Here is an 18,864-nt window from a genome sequence, read left to right on the forward strand (position 1 = left end):
GCCTGGAGTCGGCTTCATCGCAGAACTCAACGCAGACAATCGCATGGGCACTTCGCTTTCCGTGAGTTGGCGACCGTATCGGACGGTCGGATCAAACAAATCGGAAACGGCGGCGTTGACGAACGCGCCTGGGACGCCGATCGAGCGGCTTCGAAGAGGTTACAACGGATGTCAAGGCGTCGATCGATTGTGGCGTTTCGGAAAGTCCCTTCGGTCCGTGCCGCCGGCACAAACGTCGATACCGGCGGCCACAACGGACATCCGGCGGCGACGATCGGGTTCTGGCCGTGCCGCCGGGGCGCGTCACGGGGGTGCGGTCGAGGGTTCCGGCGGCTTTGCCGAGGCTCCGCGGCGCGTGGCAGGATATCGACCATGACAAGCGACGAGCAGGTGAAAGCCAGCCACCGCAACACCCCCACGAGCGATCAGTTTCGCGCTTTCATCGCCTCCGGCTGGGCCACTCCGGATGCGGCACCTGTCCCGCGCTCGGAGGTCGCCGACAACGCGGCCCGTCGCCGGGCGGCCTTGTCACGGCGGTTCCCGGGCGAGCGCCTCATCATCCCCGCCGGCGGCCTCAAGGTGCGCAGCAACGACACGGACTACACCTTCCGCCCGCACACGGCCTTCGCCTGGCTGACCGGCATGGGGTTCGACACCGAGCCCGACAGCGTCCTGGTGCTGGACCCGAAGCCCGACGGCCACGAGGCGATCCTGTTCTTCCGGCCGCTGGCCCCGCGCGACAGCGAGGAGTTCTTCGCCGACTCCCGGTTCGGCGAGTTCTGGGTCGGACCCCGCCCCACGATGCGCGAGGTCGAGCAGCGGCTGGGCATCGGCACCCGGCACATCGACACGCTCCCGGACGTCCTGGCCAAGGACGCCGGCGCGACCGGGGTGCGTGTCGTGCGGGGGGCCGACGGAGAGCTCGCCCAGCTCGTCGACGAGACCCGGGCCCAGGCGGACACGTCCGCGTCGGTGACGCAGCAGCACGAGGCGGACGAGGAACTGGCCCGCCACCTCTCGGGGATGCGGCTGCTCAAGGACGAGTGGGAGGTGGGCGAGATGCGCAAGGCGATCGCCGCCACCCACCGGGGCTTCGAGGCGATCATCGCCGGGCTGCCCGAGGCCGTCGGCAAGGAGCGCGGCGAGCGGTGGGTCGAGGGCCTCTTCGGCCTGTACGCCCGCCACGACGGCAACGGGATCGGCTACGAGACCATCTGCGCGTCCGGCGACCACGCCAACACCATCCACTGGACCAAGAACACCGGGCCGGTCCGCGAGGGCGACCTCATCCTGGTGGACGCCGGTGTCGAGGTCGACTCCCTCTACACCGCGGACATCACGCGCACCCTGCCGGTGACCGGTCGCTTCACCGACGTGCAGCGCAAGATCTACGAAGCGGTCCTGGAGGCGCAGGAGGCCGGCCTGGCGGCGGTGAAGCCGGGCAACAGGTTCAGCGACATCCACGCCGCCGCGAACGTGGTCATCGCCCGACGGCTGCACGAGTGGGGGCTGCTGCCGGAGGGGGTGACCCTCGAGCAGACCCTGGACCGCGAGCGGGGCGGCTGGCACCGGCGATGGATGGTCCACGGCACGTCGCACCACCTCGGCATGGACGTGCACGACTGTCAGATGCTGCTGCGCCAGGACTACATGGACGGCGAGCTGAAGCCCGGGATGATCCTCACCGTCGAGCCCGGCCTGTACTTCAAGGCCGACGATCTGCTGGCGCCGGAGGAGTTCCGCGGCATCGGCGTCCGGATCGAGGACAACGTGCTGGTCACCGAGGACGGTCACGAGAACCTGTCGTCGGCCATGCCGCGTACCGCCGACGACGTCGAGGCCTGGATCGCCCGGGTGCGCTCCGGCGCGGGTGCGTGAGCCGGTCCGCGGACTGTCGGCCGGTCCGTGCGGGCGCCCGGCGCCCGGCCGGAACGGCCCCAGCGGCCGGCGCCGACCGCTGACGCCTGTCGGGCACCGCGACCCGGTGCCCGACAGGCGGCGGTACGCTCAGCCGCCGTGGAAGGTGCAGCCGATCGTCGCGCCACCGGCCATGCTGACCACACCGACCCCGGGGTCGGTGCTGCCGCGGACGAGGCAGCCGGCGTAACCGTCCTCGTCGACGACGTCCCGGTCGGCCAGGTAGACCCCCCAGTTGAGGTAGAGGTCCCGCACGCCGCCGGCGCCGTCGGGGAACGGTTCCGCGGCGGGCCGGACCCGACGTTGCAGCACGAACGGGCCGTCGACCGCGGCGCGGAGCCGGGCCTGCCACTCGTCCCCGTCGACCGTCCAGCCGGCGAGGACGCCGTTGCCGCCGTGCAGCAGCGTCGGCTTGAGGACCAGCTCGCCCTGCCGGGCCCGGGCGTAGGCGAGCAGGTCGACCTCGGCCCCCTCGGGATCGGTGCCGCGCGGGCGCACGTACCGGGTCCACGGCAGGATCCGGTCGACGCAGGCCAGCTCGTCGGCGTCGAACAGGCCCCGGTGCCGGTCGTCGGAGAGCATGGCCAGGGTGCCCTTGTTGCCGTACAACTCGGCGTCCAGGCGGCTGAGCAGGCCGACCTTCTCCTGCTCCACGGCGACCAGCAGCGGCTCCACCTGGGCGGTCACCGCCGGGTCGGCCAGGTCCTCCGGTAGGAAGTACCGCAGGACGACGTCGACGGCGCGGCCCGCCACCGTCGGTCGGCCCGACGGGTACGTGAACTGGCCGAGGTGGCAGCCGATCGCCTCGATGCCGTATCCGGCGAGCAGTTCGGCCAGCACCTCGAGCCGGGACCCGACTATCGGGTAGTTCTCGATCGTGTCGACCACGGCGACGACGGGCGGCCGGTCCGCGGGGATCATCGGGGCGCACTCCGCGTACATGGTCCGCACGATGCAGCCCAGCGTGTCCCGGTACCGGAGCCGGTGCTCGTCCACGAACTCCCGCAGCGGCGGGTACGCCAGCATCGCCCGGTTGATGTCGGCACTCTCGAAACCGCCGAGCGCGCTGGTGATGTTGAATTCGAGCAGGCGGAAGCCCAGGCCGTCGTGGTAGAGGTCGGCGCGGCCGAGCGGGACGAGCGACCCGGCGCGGGCGCCGCGCGTGATCAGCGCCGTCTGCAGGGGATCCATGCCGACGGACTGCGCCAGCGCGGTGAGGTCGCCGTCGAACACCCGCTCCGGCAGGGCGCGCAGCAGGTCGTAGACGGTGCGCAGGTCCCGGGCGACGGCCCGGCACTCGGCCGCGCTGAGGAAGGCGGGGCCGCTCATGAACCGCTCCCGGTACGGCTCGAGAGTGGCCGAGTCCCGGGCGGCGGCGGTCGGGTCGTCCGTCGCCGCCCTCCGGGTGAGGTGCTCGGCGTACGCGCGGCCCAGGGGCGACCTGCCCACTGCGGGCGGCCGGATGGTCGTCATGGTGTGTCCTCTCGGGGCGGGTGGCGTCCGGTTCCGGTCGGGCGGGGGCCGGCAGGGGGGTGGCGGCGACCGTCGGCCGTCGCCGATCGGGCTCCGCCGGCGGCGGGGTCCACGTTTCCCCGTGCCCTTTCCCGAACTGCCGACCCGCCGCCGCCGACAATCGACCGGACCGTCCGAGAATGCCAGCACGGTGGAACTGACGAAGATAGTCGCAAATGGTGGTGGCACAGTCGACGGCGCGGTACCGCCGGTGCGGCGGGACGGATCCGTGGTCCCGGGGGAGGGCGGCGTGGGTCGCGAAAGGAGCGCGCCGGCGGAAGGGCGGACGAAGTGCCCGAAGAGCGTCGAAGCGCCGTGAGCGGCCGGTGGGGCGCCGATGCACCCACGACCGGCGTACGGCTCTGTGACGGTCCACACTCCAGCGTGGACTGTCGTGAGAGTGACCCACCAGTCAGGGCCGCTCGCCGTGGCCGTCTGATAGCTTCGATGCCGGCAGATCGTTGCGGCTGCTGAGAGCGCAATGGCCACATTGCTTGTCGTGCATGTAGACGGGGGCTTCTTCGGTTATTGCGGCGAGACTTCTGAGATTAAGTTGTATGTCCGATTGCCGCTCGAGACGAGACAATTCCGGCCGTACGGAAACCGCCGGCCGAGTCCCGGTCACCGCGTGTGCGGACATCCCCCGGCGGGCCTCCGTCTCCCGGCGTCGCGCTGGCGGCGCGAGGTTCCGCGGCGGGCCGGCGTGTACATCGAATGGTGAGGACGACGCAATTGAGAACCTACGGCCGGGATGCCGCGAGCCACGCGACCCGCACCCGCCGAACCCTCGCCCGGCGGTCGCGGACCGACCGGCTCCAGCGCCCTGGAGGCACGCCTTGAGTCTCACCGCGGACGTGGCCGACGCCGATGCCGGCGTCGTCGAACCCGCCACCGTCGCCGTCATCGGCACCGGGGCGATCGGCCAGGACCTGATCAGCAAGATCCACCGATCGCCGCTGCTGGACTGCCGCCTGGTGGCCGGGCGCAACCCGGACTCGGCGGGCCTGCGGCACGCCGAGCGGTTCGGCTGTCCGGTCACCGCCGACGGGATCGACGCCGTGCTGGCGGCGGCGACTCCGTTCGACGTGGTGTTCGACGCCACCAACGCGGCCTCGCACCTGCACCACTGGTCGCTGCTGGAGCCGCTGGGCACGCTGGTGGTGGACCTGACGCCCAGCAGGGCGGGCCGGATGGTGGTGCCGACCGTGACCGGGGTGGGTGCGACGACCGGGCGCAACATCAACCTGATCAGCTGCGGCGGCCAGGCGTCCATCCCGGTCGCGCACGCCCTCGCGGCCCGCTTCCCGGTGAGTTACCTCGAGGTCGTCTCGACGGTGGCCAGCGACGTCGCCGGCCGCGGCACCCGGCTCAACCTCGACGAGTACGTGGCGACCACCGCGCACGCCATCACGACGTTCTCCGGCGTGCCCGACGTCAAGGCGATCCTCAACATCAGCCCGGCGGTGCCGCCGGCGACCTTCCGGACGGCCGTGCACGCACGGATCCCCGGTGCCGACGTCGCCGCGGTGCGCGCGGCGGTGGACCCGGTGGCCGAGCGGGTGCGCTCGTTCGCTCCCGGCTACGTCGTGACCGCCTGCACGGTGGCCGACGACCGGGTCACGGTCGCCCTCCAGGTCACCGCCCACAGCGACGTGCTGCCCCGCTACGCCGGCAACCTCGACATCATCAACTCGGCCGCCATCCTGGTCGCCGAGCAGCACGCGGCCCGGCTGGGCCGGACCGCCCGGACGGAGGCGGCCCGATGAGGAACGTCGTGATCCACGACCCGACGCTGCGCGATGGCCAGCACGCGGTCCGCCACCAGCTCGGGGCGGTCGCCCTGCGCCGGTACGCGCAGGCGGCGGACGCGGCGCGGATCCCGGTGGTGGAGGTAGGCCACGGCAACGGCCTGGGCGCGTCGTCGCTCCAGGTCGGCCAGGCCGCGGTCAGCGACGACGAGATGCTGTCGACGGTACGGGAGGCGCTGCGGCACAGCCGGATGGGCGTGTTCATGCTGCCGGGCTGGGGCACCTCCGACGACCTGCGGCGGGCGATCGGCCACGGCGCCGACGTCGTCCGCATCGGTGTGCACGCCACCGAGACGTCCCTGGCCGAGCGGCATCTCGACGTCCTGCGCGGAGCCGGCGCCGAGGCGCACTGCGTGCTGATGATGAGCCACATGGCGTCCCCCGGCGAACTGGCCGAGCACGCGGCCCGGGCCGTCGGGTACGGCGCCCAGGCGGTCGGGATCATGGACTCGGCGGGTCACTTCCTGCCTGACGACGTCACCGAGCGGATCGCGGCGATCGCCGCGGCGGTCGACACGCCGGTGATCTTCCACGGCCACGACAACCTCGGCATGGCCGTCGCCAACTCGGTGGCCGCGGCGCAGGCCGGCGCCCGGATCATCGACGGTTGCGCACGGGGCTTCGGCGCCGGGGCGGGCAACACCCAGCTCGAGGTGCTCGTCCCCGTGCTGGAGCGCAGCGGCTTCGCCACCGGCATCGACCTGTACGCGCTCCTCGACGCCGCCGACCTGGCGGAGCGCGAACTCATGCCGGCGCCCCCGGTGACCGCCTCGATGTCCATCGTGAGCGGCCTGGCCGGGGTGTTCTCGGGGTTCAAGCACCGGGTGGTCGAGCTGTCCGGCCGCGCCGGCGTCGACGCGCGTGACGTGTTCTTCGAACTCGGCCGGCGGCAGGCCATCGCCGGCCAGGAGGACCTGATCGTCGACGTGGTGGCCGAACTCAGCGCCCGCAGGGCCACCACGTGACCGGCCGCGCAGCGCGGCCCCCAGCAGCGAGGAAAGGCGACATGGGAGTTTCGGACGCAGTGTCCAGTGCGAACGGGTCGGCGGGTGTTCCCGTGGCCCGCATGACGTTCGACGAGTTCATGGCCGTCGGCCCCGGCGGCCTCTTCAAGGCCGACGTGCCCGTGGTGATCGCGCTGCCCGGTGACGTGCAGGGGCTCGGCCGCGAGGGCGTGGCGAGCCGGCTGGCCGACATGACCGTCACCCTGTTCAGCGAGCCGGGCGACAAGAACCACCCGGGGCGCTGGGAGACCCGCGACATCAAGCTGCGCGACTTCTTCGCCGACGAGCGTCACCTGAGCACGCCGGGAACGTGGCACCGGGTGGTGTCGAACATCCGCAACAGCCCGGCCGACGTGAACGCCGTCATCGGCTTCGACGCGGACAAGTTCTTCGGCTACGGCGACTCGTTGTACGCGGCGAACCTGTGGATCAGCCACCGCGGCGTGTTCACCAAGAACCACTTCGACGAGTTCGAGAACTTCAACATCGCGCTGGAGGGCCGCAAGCGCTTCATCATCGCCCCGCCCGGCTCCCGCGAGTACTACCCGCGCTCGGTGCTGCGCGGCTTCGGGGACAAGTCCCAGGTGTTCGACCTGGACAACGTCGACCTGGCGCGCTTCCCGAGGGTGGCGCCCAAGCTGGCCCAGCGCCGCGACTTCGTCCTCGAACCGGGTCACATGCTCTACCTGCCGCTGGGCTGGTGGCACCAGGCCGAGTCGCTGGACGAGATGAACATCAACGTCAACTTCTGGCTGAAGTCGAAGAAGATCCTCCGCAGGCCGCACGCGCTCGGCGTGGCGCTCTACACGTACGCCTACCGGAGGGTCAAGGGCGTCTACAGCTACAAGCCCACCGAGGTGAACTCCTGATGAGCGAGCGCAAGACCATCACCCCCACCCACCGCTACCGCAACAACGACAAGCTCATCGGCGTGGGGAACACCTTCTGGAACATGTCCGAGGAACACGGGGTCGCCGGCATCGTCGGTGACCTCTCCGACGGCGTGTTCCGGATGGCCGACGGCCACGAGTTCGTCAACTTCACCGTCTGCTCCTACCTGGACCTGGACACCCATCCGAAGGTGATCGACGGGGCCGTCGCCGCGCTGCGCCGCTTCGGGGTGCTGGACCACTGCATCCCGCGTACCCGGGTGCAGACGACGGTGCTGCTGGAGTTGGAGGAGTCGCTGGGCGAACTGTTCGACGCGATGGTGATCAGTGCGATCTCCACGGCGGCGGCCAGCACCGGCCTGCTGCCGCTGATCGCGTCGGGGCACCTCGGCAACGGCACCCGCCCGCTGATGGTCTTCGACAAGAACGCCCACGTGTCGATGGGCAACGCCAAGCCGAACTGCGCCGACGAGACCGAGGTCGTCACCTGCCGCCACCACGACCTCGACTACATCGAGGACATGTGCCGCACCTACGAGCGCGTCTGCTACGTCGTGGACGGCTCGGACAGCCTCGGCGGCTACGCGCCCGTCGAGGAGTTGGCGGTGTTGCAGGACAAGTACAACCTGCTGGTCTTCTACGACGACTCGCACTCGCTGTCGGCGTACGGCGAGCGCGGCATCGGCTACGTCCGCTCGCACTGCCCCGTGCGCGACGACCGGACCATCACCGTCGCCACCCTGAGCAAGGGCTTCGGGGCGGGTGGCACGGCGATCCTGCTCGACGGCTTCCCCCAGCAGACGCGGCGCATCGTCGAACGCTTCGCGGGGCCGCTGGGCTACTCGCAGAAGATGAACGCCGCCGCCGTGGGCGCCGCACTCGCCTCGGCCGAGATCCACCGCACCGAGGAACTGACCCTCCTGCAGGGGCGGCTGCGGTCCAACATCGCGCTGTTCGACTCGCTGCTCGTCACCGAACAGTCCGGCAGCACGTACCCGATCCGGGTGGTGCCGATGAGCGACGAGACCGTCGTCGAGGCTGCCCAGCGGGTCTTCGCGGCCGGGTTCTACACCTCGCCCGTGTTCTTCCCGATCGTCGCCCGGGGCACCGCCGGCCTGCGGGTCATGCTGCGCGCGGGCCAGACCGAGGAACAGATCACCAGGCTGTGCTCCGTGCTCGTCGAGGCCGGCGCCCGCCCGGCCGCCGCGCGGCCCGAGCCGGTGACCCGGTGACCGGCGCCGCGCGGGCGATCCCGCGCAGCATCCTCTACACCCCGGCGCTGTCGCTGGACCGGGTCGTCAAGGCCTGGTCCTACGACGCGGACGTGCACCTGATCGACCTGGAGGACTCCGTACCGGCGGCCGACAAGCCGGCCGCGCGCAGTGTGTGCCGGGCCGCCCTGGAGAAGGCGCCACGGCCGGAGAACGTCGCGGTCCGCGTCAACCAGTTGGGCAGCGTCGCGGCGGTGCAGGACCTGGTGGCCCTCACGGAGTCCCCGGTGCGGCCCGGCATCGTCATGATGACGATGGTGACCTCGGCGGCCGAGGTGGCCCTGCTGCGGCAGATCCTGGCCTCCGCCGACGCGTACCCGGAGATCTACGTGACGGTGGAGACCGTGGAGGCGGTGGCCGGGATCGACGCGATCGCCGGGGCGAGTGACGGGCTGGTCCTCGGCTCGGCCGACCTGGCCGCGACGCTCGGGGTCGAGATCACCTGGGAGGCCATGCTCGCCGCCCGGCAGGCGATGGCGCTGGCCTGCGCGCGGCACGGCACCGCCTGCATCGACACCGCCAACTTCCGGCTCGCCGAGCCGGCCGTCCTGGCGCAGGAGACCGCCCGGGTGCGGGCGCTCGGCTTCCACGGCAAGGCGACGGTGCACCCGGGCGAACTGGACGAGATCAACCGGGTGCTGCGCCCCCAGGCCGACGACCTGCGCCTGGCACGCCGGGTGGCCGAGGCGGTGCGGGCGGCCAGCGGCGGGATCGCCGTGCTGGACGGGAACATGGTGGGCCCGCCGTTCGCCCGGATGGCCCGCGCCACCGTGGCGCGCGAGGACGCCTGGGCCGCCCGGTTCGACACCGACGGAGCCGCCGGATGACCGGGCCGGTGACGGTCGACGCCGCGCGGATGGCGGGCACGCGGCAACTGGTGCGGGTCATCGACGCGCTGGGCGAGATGTTCGTGGACCTCGCCGCCGGCCGGACCGACTCCCCGGCGCGTACCGTCATCGAACACGGCCCCCAGCGGGTCCTGCTGGTCAGCCCCGCGGTCTGGGAGCGGCGCGGGGTGGGCAGCGTCAAGATCACCACACTGACCCCCGACAACCCCGGGCGCGGGCTGCCGCTGATCCACGGGGTCGTCGCCCTGACGGACCTGGCCACCGGGCAGATCACGGCCCTGCTGGACGGCGCCGAGCTCACGGCCGTCCGCACCGGCGCGGTCGCCGCCCTGGCGACCCGCTGGTGCGCCGCCGAGGACGCCGAGGACCTCGCCGTCATCGGGGCGGGGGTGCAGGCGCGGTCGCTGGCGCGCGCGGTGGCGGCGGTGCGCCGCATCCGCACCGTCCGGGTGTTCTCGCGGACCCGGGACCGGGCCGAGCAGTTCGCCGACTGGGTCCGCGACGCGGTGCCCCACCCGGTGCACGCGAGCGTCTGCGACAGCGCCAAGGCCGCCGTCGCCGACGCGGCGATCATCTGCACCGCGACCTCGACCAGCGACAACACGCCGTTGGTCGAGGCGGACTGGGTGGCGCCCGGCGCACACGTCAACGTCATCGGCGGCACCCACCCGGACGCGATCGAACTCGATCCCGCCCTCCTGGCCGACGCCATGGCGGTCGTCGAGGAACGGACCGCGGCGCTGGACGGCGCCGGCGAGGTGCGGGCCGCCGTGGCCGCCGGTCTGCTCGGCGTGAACGACCTGCACGAGCTGGGCGCGCTGGTCGCCGGTCAGGTCCGCGCCGACGGGCGGACCTCCGTCCTGCGTACGGTCGGGATGGCCATCGAGGACACGGCCGCCGCGGTGGCGCTGTACGAGGGGGCGGCGTCCGTGGCGTAGGTCAGGAGGAGCTCTCCCGGCACCGGACCATGAAGGAGCGCTCGAAGACGATGACCGTCTCGCCGGTGGACTTCGTGCCCGTCGTCTCCACCGTCACGATGCCCTGGCCGGGCCGGGACCGGCTGAGGCGCTTGTCGAGGATCCGGCTGGTGGCGTACAACGTGTCCCCGACGAACACCGGCTCCCGCAGGCGGACCTTGTCCCAGCCCAGGTTCGCCACCGCCCGCGCCGACAGGGCCTGCACGGTCATGCCGCCGATCAGGCACAGCGTGATTCCGCTGTTGACGAGCACCCGCCCGTACTCGCTGCCGGCGCCGTAGTGCTCGTCGAAGTGCAGCGGGTGCTGGTTCATGGTGAGCAGGGTCAGCCAGGTGTTGTCGGTCTCGGAGATGGTGCGGCCCGGCCAGTGTCGGATGACCATGCCGGGCTCGAAGTCCTCGTAGTCGCCGCCGTGCTCTTCGCGGTACTCGTTGCCCTGGACATGACGCAGTGCCATCGACAGCTCTCCCCGGGTCGCGTGTGGACGAACGGGCCCGGTCCACGCCGGACGTGAATGTTAGTCTATGTCGATCATCGTTTCGGAGATACCGGCCCATGGCGAGCGCTATGCGGCGGCCGGCCCGACGTGCAACTCCGGAGGGCGTCAGATGACCGTGTGCGAGGACGTCGGCGGTGCGGGGCCGGCCGGGCACCCGTGGTTCGGCACCCACCGGCTGGCCCCGGCCGCGCCGGTGGAGACGATCCGGGGGATGCTCCGTCACGAGCTGCGCGACACGGGCTGGCCCTACCAGCGGCTGCTGCCCGCGGCGCCGATAGCCATCCCGCGCGCGTCCTACGCCGAGATCTTCCGGGTGGCCGCCGCGCTGGTCGACCTGCTGCGCCGCACCGCCCTGGAGACGGCCCCCACCACCGAGGGCCGGCTGGCGGCCTACCGGATGCCGCAGAGCGAGCACCAGCTCTTCGTCCGGGACCCGTTCGTCGAGGAGCGCTACCCGGACTCCGTCGTCCGGCCGGACGTCGTCATCGGGCCGCAGGGGCCGAGGTTCCTGGAGTTCAACGTCAGTGGCGCGCTCGGCGGGGTGGTGGAGACGCACTGCCGTCTCGAGGTGTGGCGCAAGCTGCACGCCGACGGCGAGGGGCGGACCCCGTTCGCCTCCCCGGACCCGTTCGCCGTGCGCGCGCAGATGTACCGGTCGCTCTGCGCCGAGCTGGCACTGGCGCCGAGGGTGGCGATCGTGGGCAGCGCCCGGGTCTACGGCGTGCAGAGCCGCTACTTCCAACTGGAGGCCGACTACCTCAACAACCACGGCCTGACCGCGCGGTTCTTCGAGCCGGAGGAGTTGCCGCAGGCGTGGGACTGCCCGCCGCACCTGCGCTACCCGGTCGGGTTGCGCAACTTCACCATCCCGGACTGGCTCGACGCCGGCCTCGACACCAGCTACGTGCAGGACGCGCTCGACAACGGCTGCCTGCTCGTGGGCACCCAGACGTCGACCTTCATGCACAGCAAGCTGACCATGGGCCTGCTGTCGGAGGGCCGGCCGTGGATGAGCGCGGTCGACCGGAGCCTCGTCGACCGGTACGTGCCGTGGACGCGGATCCTCTCCGACCGCAGGACCGGCCGCGCGGGTCGCGAGGTCGAGCTGCTCCCGTTCGTCCTGGCCAACCGCGACCTGCTGGTGCTCAAGGCGGGCCTGGGTGAGAGCGGCAAGCAGGTGGTCATCGGCGGCGAGGTCGACCAGGCGACGTGGGAGTCCGCCGTCGTCGAGGCCGCCGCCGACGGCACCAGCGTGGTGCAGGACTTCGTGGCCCCCCGCACGTGCCGGGTCGCGTTGGTCGCCGACGGCGCCGACGAGGCCCACGAGGTCGAGGTCGCTCCGGTGATCGGGCCGCTGCTGTTCGGTGGGCGCCCGGCGGGTCTGTTCTGCCGCTACTACGGCGACGGTTCCGCCGGCATCGTCAGCGCCCGGGGGCGTGACAGCGGCTCCGACAACTGCATGGTGGCGGTCTGACCACAGGGGCGGCTCGTCGTCCGCCGCGGGGCCGCGACGATAGGGGTTCGCGCGACGGATGAGGTGTTGTCGCGGCCGGGCACCCGTGTCACGATCACTGCCACCGCAGGCCGGTGCCGCGCGACCTGACGGTCGTGCCGCGGCCCGCCGCCGTCGAACGGAAAGGGACCTGCCATGCCTGCCGATGCCGAGGTGGCCGGGCGGCCGGCCGGGTGGGACCCCGACCGGGCGGTGCCCGCGCTGATCTGGGACGTCGCGGGACGTGCCGGTCGCCGGACGGCCGTCGTCGGCGCGGACGCGACACTGAGCTACGCCGAACTGCGCCACGCCGTCGCCGGCCTCGCCGACGTGTTGCGGGACCACGGCGTGGCGGTCCCGGTGGCCGTCCTGGCCCACCGGGGCGCCGCCCAACTGGTGGCCTGCCTGGCCGCACTGCACGCCGGGGCCGGCTACGCCTGCGTGGACGCCAACCAGCCCCGGGCCCGGATCGACAGCCAGCTGCGCGGCTGCGGGGCCGCCGTCGTGGTGACCGATCGCGACGATGCGCCGGTCCCCGGTCAGGTGGCGCTCCCCGTGGACCTGGCCCGCTGGATCGCCGCCGGGGCGGCGGCGGAGCACGCCGGGACGCTGCGCGGCCCGCTGCCGGTGGCCGCGGACCAGCTCGCCTACACCGTGTTCACCTCCGGCTCCACCGGCGTACCCAAGGTCGTCGAGATCCCCCACGCGGCCCTGGCCAACTACGCGGCCTTCGTCGCCCGGCTGGCCGCAGCGGAACGCGGCGACGGCGGGCAGCTGCGCTTCGCGTCGGTGACCAGCCTCGCGACGGACCTCGGGCACACGGCGGTCTTCCCGGCCCTCATCGGCGGCGACACCGTCCACCTGGTGCCGACGGAGACCGCGACGGACCCCGACGACTTCGCCGACTACCAGGACGCGCACCGCATCGACGTTCTGAAGATCACCCCGTCGCACCTGGCGGCGCTGCTCGACGAGGCCGGGGAGCGGGCCCTGCCCCGCCGTCTGCTGGTCGTCGGTGGCGAGGTGTGCCGCTGGGACCTGGTGGACCAGGTCCGCGAACTGTCGGACGTGCGGATGGTCAACCACTACGGCCCGACCGAGACCACCGTCGGCGCGCTCACCTTCGAGGTGCCGACCGACCCGGCGACGCGCCCTGCCACCGCCACCGTGCCGATCGGCCGGCCGATCGACAACGCTCGCGTCGCCGTCGTCGACGCCGACCTCCGACCGGTCGCCCCGGGCGTCGAGGGGGAGCTGCTGATCTTCGGGGCGGGGCTCGCCCGCGGCTACCGCGACGACAGCGTACTGACCGGTGAGATGTTCCCGACCGACCATCGCGACGGCCGGTGCTACCGCACGGGCGACCTGGTGACCCGGCACCCCGACGGCTTGGTCGAGTTCCACGGCCGGCGGGACGGCCAGGTCAAGATCCGGGGGCATCGCGTCGAGCTGGGCGAGGTGGAACAGGCGGTACGCCGGTGTGCCGGGGTACGCCGGGCGGCGGTGGTGCCGGTCGGCGGGGCCGGCTCCGTCCCGCGGCTGGTCGCGTACGTCGTGCCGAGCGAGCCGCCCGGGCCAACCGCCCGCGAGCTGCGCGACCAGCTTCGCGAGACGTTGCCCGACTACCTGCTGCCGGGCGCCGTGGTGTGCCTGGAGGAGCTGCCCCGCACGCCGAGCGGGAAGCTGGACGTGCGGGCGCTGCCGGTGCCCGGCAGGCCCGGCGCGGCGCGGTAGCGCTCGGCCCGCCAGCGCGGCGACCGCGCCGGGCCTCAGTCGGCGAACGGGTCGAGTCCGAGCGCGACCCGCCCGATGAACGGGTGACCGTCCAACGACCCGAACGGCTGCATGAAGCCGCCCGCGCGAGCGTCCCGGTAGAGCCGGGACAGGGGGTGCCGGCTGCTGAACGACGCCCCGCCGCAGATCGTCATGGCCCGGTCCACCGTGCTCACCGCCGTACGGTTCGCCAGCAGTTTCGCGGTCTGCCAGGCCCGTACGACGTCCAGGGCGGCCCCCTCGGACCGCTGCGCGGGGTCGGCGGCGAACAGGGCGTCCACCAGGCGGCCGGAGCGTTCCAGCACCCCCCGGGTGGCCGCCAGGTCGAGCTCGATCGCGGCGATCTCCCGCTGCACGGACGGGTGGTGCGCCGGCGCCGTCCGCCCGGGGTGCCGGGGGGGCCTGGTGGCGTGCTCGACAGCGAGCTGCCAGGCCGCCTCGGCGATGCCGAGCGAGGCGCCCAGCAGGGGAAAGTTGATCGCGCAGGAGCGGATCAGGTCCTCCGACGTCGGCGGACCGAACGGCCCGTCGACCGTGACCCGGTCGGCGGGCACGACGCAGTCCTCCAGCAGGATCGAGTGGCTGCCGGAGCCCCGCATGCCCAGCGTGTCCCAGTCGCCCAGCACGGTCAGCCCGGGCGTACCGGCCAGGACGACGGCCTCGGCGTGCCGCCACCCGCAGTCGGGGTCGGCGACCCGGACCGCGACGTTGAACGAGTCCGCGACGGCCGAGTTGGTGACGAACGTCTTGCGTCCGGTGATGACGTACTCGTCGCCCTTCCGGACGGCCTCGGTGAGCGCGGCGTTCCACGACACGCCCGGTTCCGTGGAGGCGCCCGCCATGATCAGGTCGGAGCCGCCCAACGCCTCCAGGATCGCGTCGAGCTGCGCCGCGCGGGCCCGGTCGCCGGCCGCCTCCGCCCGCTCCCACCGGCGGACCTGCGCCCAGACCGAGGCCATGTGCATGTTCGCGCAGATGGCGGTCGACCCGCAGCCCCGGGCCAGCCGGGAGACGGCCACCAGCACGTCGAGCAGGGAGTCGACCCCCAGCCCGCCGTGCCGGGTCGGGGCGCACGCGGAGAGGACCCCGCTGTCGCGCAGGTCGTCGAAGTTGTCGGCGACGAACGTGTTGTCCCGGTCGTGCCGAGCCGCGCGCTCGGCGAGCGTGTCGAGGTGGTCCTCGGCGAGGGACACCAGGTCCCGGCCGGCGACGGTCGTGGCGGTGAGTTCCCCGAACACCTACAGCATCCTCAGAATGGAGAGAAACTCCTCGGCCCGCGCGGCGTGGGGCTGCTGCGGGCCGTCGAAGCGGGCGCCGGTCTCCGTCGGCACCGGCGACGGCAGCACCCTCGGGAACAGCGGGCCGCCGATGGGGTCACCGGGCCGCAGGCCGTGGTCCCACAGCAGCGGCAGGACGGCGTGCTGCGGCTGGAAGGTGACGCCGTCGCCCACCCATCGGGAGACGAACGCGCGGCGCTGCCGCTCGGGCCCGGTGCCGGTGGCGCCGTGCAGGGCGGCCGGGTGGAACAGCACGATGTCGCCGGGCGTCAGGTCCCAACTGAGGACGTCCTGGTCGGCGACGTCGGGCACCGCCTCGAGTTCCTCCCGCCGGCCGAGGTGGGAGGCTCCCGGGGTGATCGGCACGTAGCGCCGGCCCCAGCGGTGCGAGCCGCGTACCACCTGCAGCGCCGCGGTGTCGGGGGTGCACGGGTCGAGGGGTATCCACATCGCGCAGACCTGGTCGCCGCCGATCGGCCAGGAGCTGACGTCCTCGTGGAACGGCGTCGGGGCACCCGATCCGGCGGGCTTGGCGAAGATCTGGTCGTAGAAGGCGGTGACCGAGGTGGAGCCGAACAGCTGCTGGGCGATGCGCGCGGCGGGGGAGAAGAACATGAAGTCGCGGAAGCCGTCGTGGGTCTTCCACATGAAGGCGTCCCCGGCGAAGCCGCCGCCGCCCAGCAACGCGGTCGCCTGCGCGAGCACGGTCGGGTTGGCGAGCAGGTACTCCACGCCTTCGGTGATCCGACCGAGCCACCTCTCGTCGATCATGCCGGACAGCCGGACCACGCCGTCGGTGTGGAAGGCGTCGATCTCGGCGGGCGTCAGGTCACGCGGTGGTGCCTCGGGAGGGTTGATGTCCATGAGTGGTCCTCGGTCAGGGGAGACGCCGCCAGTGGGCGCCGAAGAGCGTCTCCTCGTCCGGCAGGCTGAGCGGCAGGGGATGTGAGACGTAGGTGTAGTTGAGGAAGTCGCGCCAGGTCACGTTCTCCGACCGGGAGCAGCCGCCCCAGCTGCCACTGGCGATGACCTGGGTGAACGGCATGCCGTTGTCGAAACTGCCGCTGTTGCCGACGGCGGTCGACTGGTTGACCATCACCCGCCCGGCGCGGGCCCGCTCGGCGAGCCTGGCGACCCGGTCGGGGCGGTCGGTGTGGATGCCGCAGCTGTGGCCCTGCCCGATCCGGGCCAGCAGGGTCTCCACCGCGACCAGTGCGTCGTCGAAGGCGGTGAACGCCGAGACGGTGAAGACCGGCGCCAGCTTCTCGCCGAGCATCGGGTCGTCGAGCGCCAGGACACCGCCGGGCGCCAGGGGTGGCAGCTGGGCCACCAGGGCGGTGGTCTTGGTCGGCTCGGCCAGGTCGACCCCGGCGGCGGCGGCGAGCGCCGCGGCGGGACGCCCGACCGCGTCGCGGTTGAGCTGCCGCCCGTCCGGCCAGAGCAGCGTACGCAGCCGCGCCGTCTCGGCCGGGTCGCACAGGTGCGCGCCCTGCCGGGCCAGCTGGTCGTGGAAGGCGGGCGCGATCTCGGCGTCCACCAGCACGTTGCTCTCCGACGAGCAGGAGGTGCCGTTGTTGAAGCTGCCACCCAGCACGATCAGCTCCGCCGCGGCGGCGACGTCCGCCGAGGCGTCCACGATCACCGCCGGGTTGCCCACGCCCGCGCTGATCGCCGGGGTGCCACTGCGGTACGCCCGGCGTACCGTGCCGGGGCCGCCGGCGGCGATCACCAGGTCGGCGGCGGCCATCAGGGCCTCGGTGGTCTGCCGGTCGGTGACCGGCAGGCACTGGATGAGGTCGGGCGGGGCGCCCACCGTCTCCAGACCGCGACGCAGCAGGTCGACGGTGCGGGCCGCGGAGTGCCGGGCCCGTGGGTTGGGGGTGATGACCACGGCGTTGCGGGTCTTGAGCATCGGCAGGGCGTTGCCGACCACGCCGGAACAGGGCGCCGTGGCGGGGCTGGCCACCGCGATCACCCCGATCGGCTTGGCCAGCTTGCGCAGGCCACGCTCCGGCAGGTCCTCGATGATCCCGGTGGTGACGACCCCGTGCAGGTCACGCAGCGTGCCGAGGACCCGGCGCCGGTAGAGGGTGAACAGGTGCTCGGGGTCGCCGAGACCGGTCTCCCGGTAGGCGAGGTCGGCCAGGGACCGGGCGGTGTCCTCCTGGTAGGCCGCCCAGCCAAGGGCCGCGACCAGGTCGTCGATGCGGTCCTGCGGCCAGAACTCGACCTCCGCCTGGGCGCGGCGGGCGCGGGCCATGGTGGCTTCGACGTCGGGCCCGGCCGCCCCGGTGGACGACCCGGCGCCGGCCGCCGCCCCGCTCGCGGCCGCCCCGCCCGGCTCCGCGGTCAGCGTCGCGGCGGCGACGGCCGCGCGGCGGTCACCGCTGGACACTGGCGTGCTCCCGGTCCGCGGGGCGTGCCGACCGCAGTCGAGCGATGGTCTCCTCCAGCATCTCGTCGGTCACGGTGAGGGAGAGCCGCAGGTAACCCGGGGCACCCATCACCGAGGCCGGCAGCACCAGGAGGCCGTGTTCCTCCAGCAGGGCCGCGTGCGTCCAGTCGTCCGCGTCGGGCACCCGGGCCAGCAGGTAGAACGTTCCCTCGCTCGGCTGGACCTCGTACCCGGCCTCGCGCAGGGCGTCGACCAGCAGGTCGCGCCGCTGCTCGATCGGCTTGACCTGCACCGCGTGCTGTTCCAGCTCGGGCAGGGCGAACAACAGCGAGTTGTTGGGGAACGCCCAGCCGGTGGTCAGGCGTGCCACGGTCAGGGCCCGGCGCAGCACCGCCGGATCGGGCATGGTCGGCGGGATCGCCACGTAGCCGACCCGCTCGCCGGGCAGCAGCAGCGTCTTGGTGTAGGTGTGTGCCAGGAAGGTGAACGGGTAGTGCGTCGCCGGGCTGGGGCAGGGCCGGCCACCGAACACGATGCGCCGGTACGCCTCGTCGGACAGCAGGTAGATCGGCCGCCCGTTGCGGGCGGACGCCTCCCGCAGCACCTCGGCGAGGGCTGCGTACTCGTCGTCGGTGTAGACGGCACCGGTCGGATTGTTCGGGCTGTTGACGATGACGACGCTGGTCCGGGGAGTGATCGCCGCCGCGATGAGTTCCGCGTCGAGCCGCCAGGAGCCGGGGGTCAGCGCCACCGGTCGGGGGACGGCACCGACCGAGGCGATGATCGGCTCGTAGTAGAACCAGGCGGGGTCGAGGTAGATCACCTCGTCGCCCGGGTCGCAGACGCTGCGCAGGCAGATGGTCAGCCCGGCGAACGCCCCGTTGGTCAGGGCCACGTCGTCGGCGGTGAACGGCAGGCCGAGTTCCCGGCTCAGGGTGGCCGCCACCGACTCCTGGGCCGGCGGGTGGTCCCGGGTGTAGGCGAACCAGTCGGTGTGCTGCGGGCTCAGGTGCCGTTGCAGGACCTCGACCAGGGCCGGTGCGGGGAACTCGTGCGGGTCGCCGAAGGCCAGGTCGATCACGCCCGGGCCGCCGCGCAGCCGCGAGTAGGACGACTGCTCGAGGTAGGCCCCCAACCGTCGGCCGTACGCGTCGGTCGCGTCGGTCATCTGCCGACTTATCCGGTGCTCCATCCTGCTCCG

Annotated in this window: 15 protein-coding genes; 9 read left to right on the plus strand and 6 right to left on the minus strand. The window is 72.7% G+C overall.

Annotated elements, in window-relative coordinates; translation table 11 throughout:
- Window positions 1-372 precede the first annotated feature (372 nt).
- Window positions 373-1,878 (plus strand): aminopeptidase P family protein, encoded by a 1,506-nt coding sequence (locus KBX06_RS21645; RefSeq protein WP_210837989.1) that lies wholly within the window; start codon window positions 373-375, stop codon window positions 1,876-1,878.
- A gap of 129 nt (window positions 1,879-2,007) precedes the next feature.
- Here the strand turns inward: KBX06_RS21645 and KBX06_RS21650 are convergent, their stop codons facing one another.
- Entirely contained in the window at window positions 2,008-3,390 is a 1,383-nt protein-coding gene (locus KBX06_RS21650) for a hypothetical protein (protein ID WP_210837990.1), read from the minus strand.
- 875 nt (window positions 3,391-4,265) lie between these two features.
- Between KBX06_RS21650 and KBX06_RS21655 the strand changes: the two genes are divergently transcribed.
- The 6 genes from KBX06_RS21655 (at window position 4,266) to KBX06_RS21680 (ending at window position 10,188) form a co-directional block, all read left to right on the plus strand.
- Window positions 4,266-5,195, plus strand: coding sequence for an acetaldehyde dehydrogenase (acetylating) (locus KBX06_RS21655; protein WP_247686418.1), 930 nt, complete (start codon window positions 4,266-4,268; stop codon window positions 5,193-5,195).
- Entirely contained in the window at window positions 5,192-6,202 is a 1,011-nt protein-coding gene (dmpG, locus tag KBX06_RS21660) for a 4-hydroxy-2-oxovalerate aldolase (RefSeq protein WP_210837995.1), read from the plus strand. Before KBX06_RS21655 ends, dmpG begins: the two co-directional genes overlap by 4 nt.
- 101 nt (window positions 6,203-6,303) lie before the next feature.
- Entirely contained in the window at window positions 6,304-7,110 is an 807-nt protein-coding gene (locus KBX06_RS21665) for a cupin-like domain-containing protein (RefSeq protein WP_210837997.1), read from the plus strand.
- On the plus strand, window positions 7,110-8,363 hold the full coding sequence (locus tag KBX06_RS21670) for an aminotransferase class I/II-fold pyridoxal phosphate-dependent enzyme (protein ID WP_210837999.1): 1,254 nt from the start codon (window positions 7,110-7,112) through the stop codon (window positions 8,361-8,363). Before KBX06_RS21665 ends, KBX06_RS21670 begins: the two co-directional genes overlap by 1 nt.
- A complete protein-coding gene (locus KBX06_RS21675; protein WP_210838001.1) occupies window positions 8,360-9,229 on the plus strand; it encodes a CoA ester lyase in 870 nt (289 codons plus the stop codon). The genes KBX06_RS21670 and KBX06_RS21675 overlap by 4 nt, the downstream gene beginning before the upstream one ends.
- Complete coding sequence (locus KBX06_RS21680; RefSeq protein WP_210838003.1) at window positions 9,226-10,188, plus strand: ornithine cyclodeaminase family protein; 963 nt, start codon at window positions 9,226-9,228, stop codon at window positions 10,186-10,188. Before KBX06_RS21675 ends, KBX06_RS21680 begins: the two co-directional genes overlap by 4 nt.
- A gap of 1 nt (window position 10,189) precedes the next feature.
- Here the strand turns inward: KBX06_RS21680 and KBX06_RS21685 are convergent, their stop codons facing one another.
- Window positions 10,190-10,684 carry a MaoC family dehydratase gene (locus KBX06_RS21685; RefSeq protein WP_210838005.1) on the minus strand — a complete coding sequence of 165 codons (495 nt, stop codon included), beginning with the start codon at window positions 10,682-10,684 and terminating at the stop codon, window positions 10,190-10,192.
- Between the two features lie 151 nt (window positions 10,685-10,835).
- On the opposite strand from KBX06_RS21685, the gene KBX06_RS21690 reads away from it, so the two are divergent.
- Window positions 10,836-12,200 carry a hypothetical protein gene (locus KBX06_RS21690; protein WP_210838007.1) on the plus strand — a complete coding sequence of 455 codons (1,365 nt, stop codon included), beginning with the start codon at window positions 10,836-10,838 and terminating at the stop codon, window positions 12,198-12,200.
- A 174-nt stretch (window positions 12,201-12,374) separates the two neighbouring features.
- Complete coding sequence (locus tag KBX06_RS21695; protein WP_210838009.1) at window positions 12,375-13,952, plus strand: amino acid adenylation domain-containing protein; 1,578 nt, start codon at window positions 12,375-12,377, stop codon at window positions 13,950-13,952.
- A gap of 35 nt (window positions 13,953-13,987) precedes the next feature.
- Here the strand turns inward: KBX06_RS21695 and KBX06_RS21700 are convergent, their stop codons facing one another.
- The 4 genes from KBX06_RS21700 to KBX06_RS21715 are packed head-to-tail and all read right to left on the minus strand — an operon-like array spanning window position 13,988 to window position 18,831.
- A complete protein-coding gene (locus tag KBX06_RS21700) occupies window positions 13,988-15,229 on the minus strand; it encodes an acyl-CoA dehydrogenase family protein (protein WP_210838011.1) in 1,242 nt (413 codons plus the stop codon).
- A complete protein-coding gene (locus KBX06_RS21705; protein WP_210838013.1) occupies window positions 15,230-16,132 on the minus strand; it encodes a phytanoyl-CoA dioxygenase family protein in 903 nt (300 codons plus the stop codon). It lies immediately after the preceding gene.
- A gap of 13 nt (window positions 16,133-16,145) precedes the next feature.
- Window positions 16,146-17,663, minus strand: a complete 1,518-nt coding sequence (locus KBX06_RS21710; protein ID WP_210838015.1) for an aldehyde dehydrogenase family protein — start codon at window positions 17,661-17,663, stop codon at window positions 16,146-16,148.
- Window positions 17,650-18,831, minus strand: a complete 1,182-nt coding sequence (locus KBX06_RS21715) for an aminotransferase class I/II-fold pyridoxal phosphate-dependent enzyme (protein ID WP_210838017.1) — start codon at window positions 18,829-18,831, stop codon at window positions 17,650-17,652. Before KBX06_RS21715 ends, KBX06_RS21710 begins: the two co-directional genes overlap by 14 nt.
- Window positions 18,832-18,864 lie beyond the last annotated feature (33 nt).

This window comes from Micromonospora sp. C31 (assembly GCF_018070575.1).
Lineage (GTDB): Bacteria > Actinomycetota > Actinomycetes > Mycobacteriales > Micromonosporaceae > Micromonospora.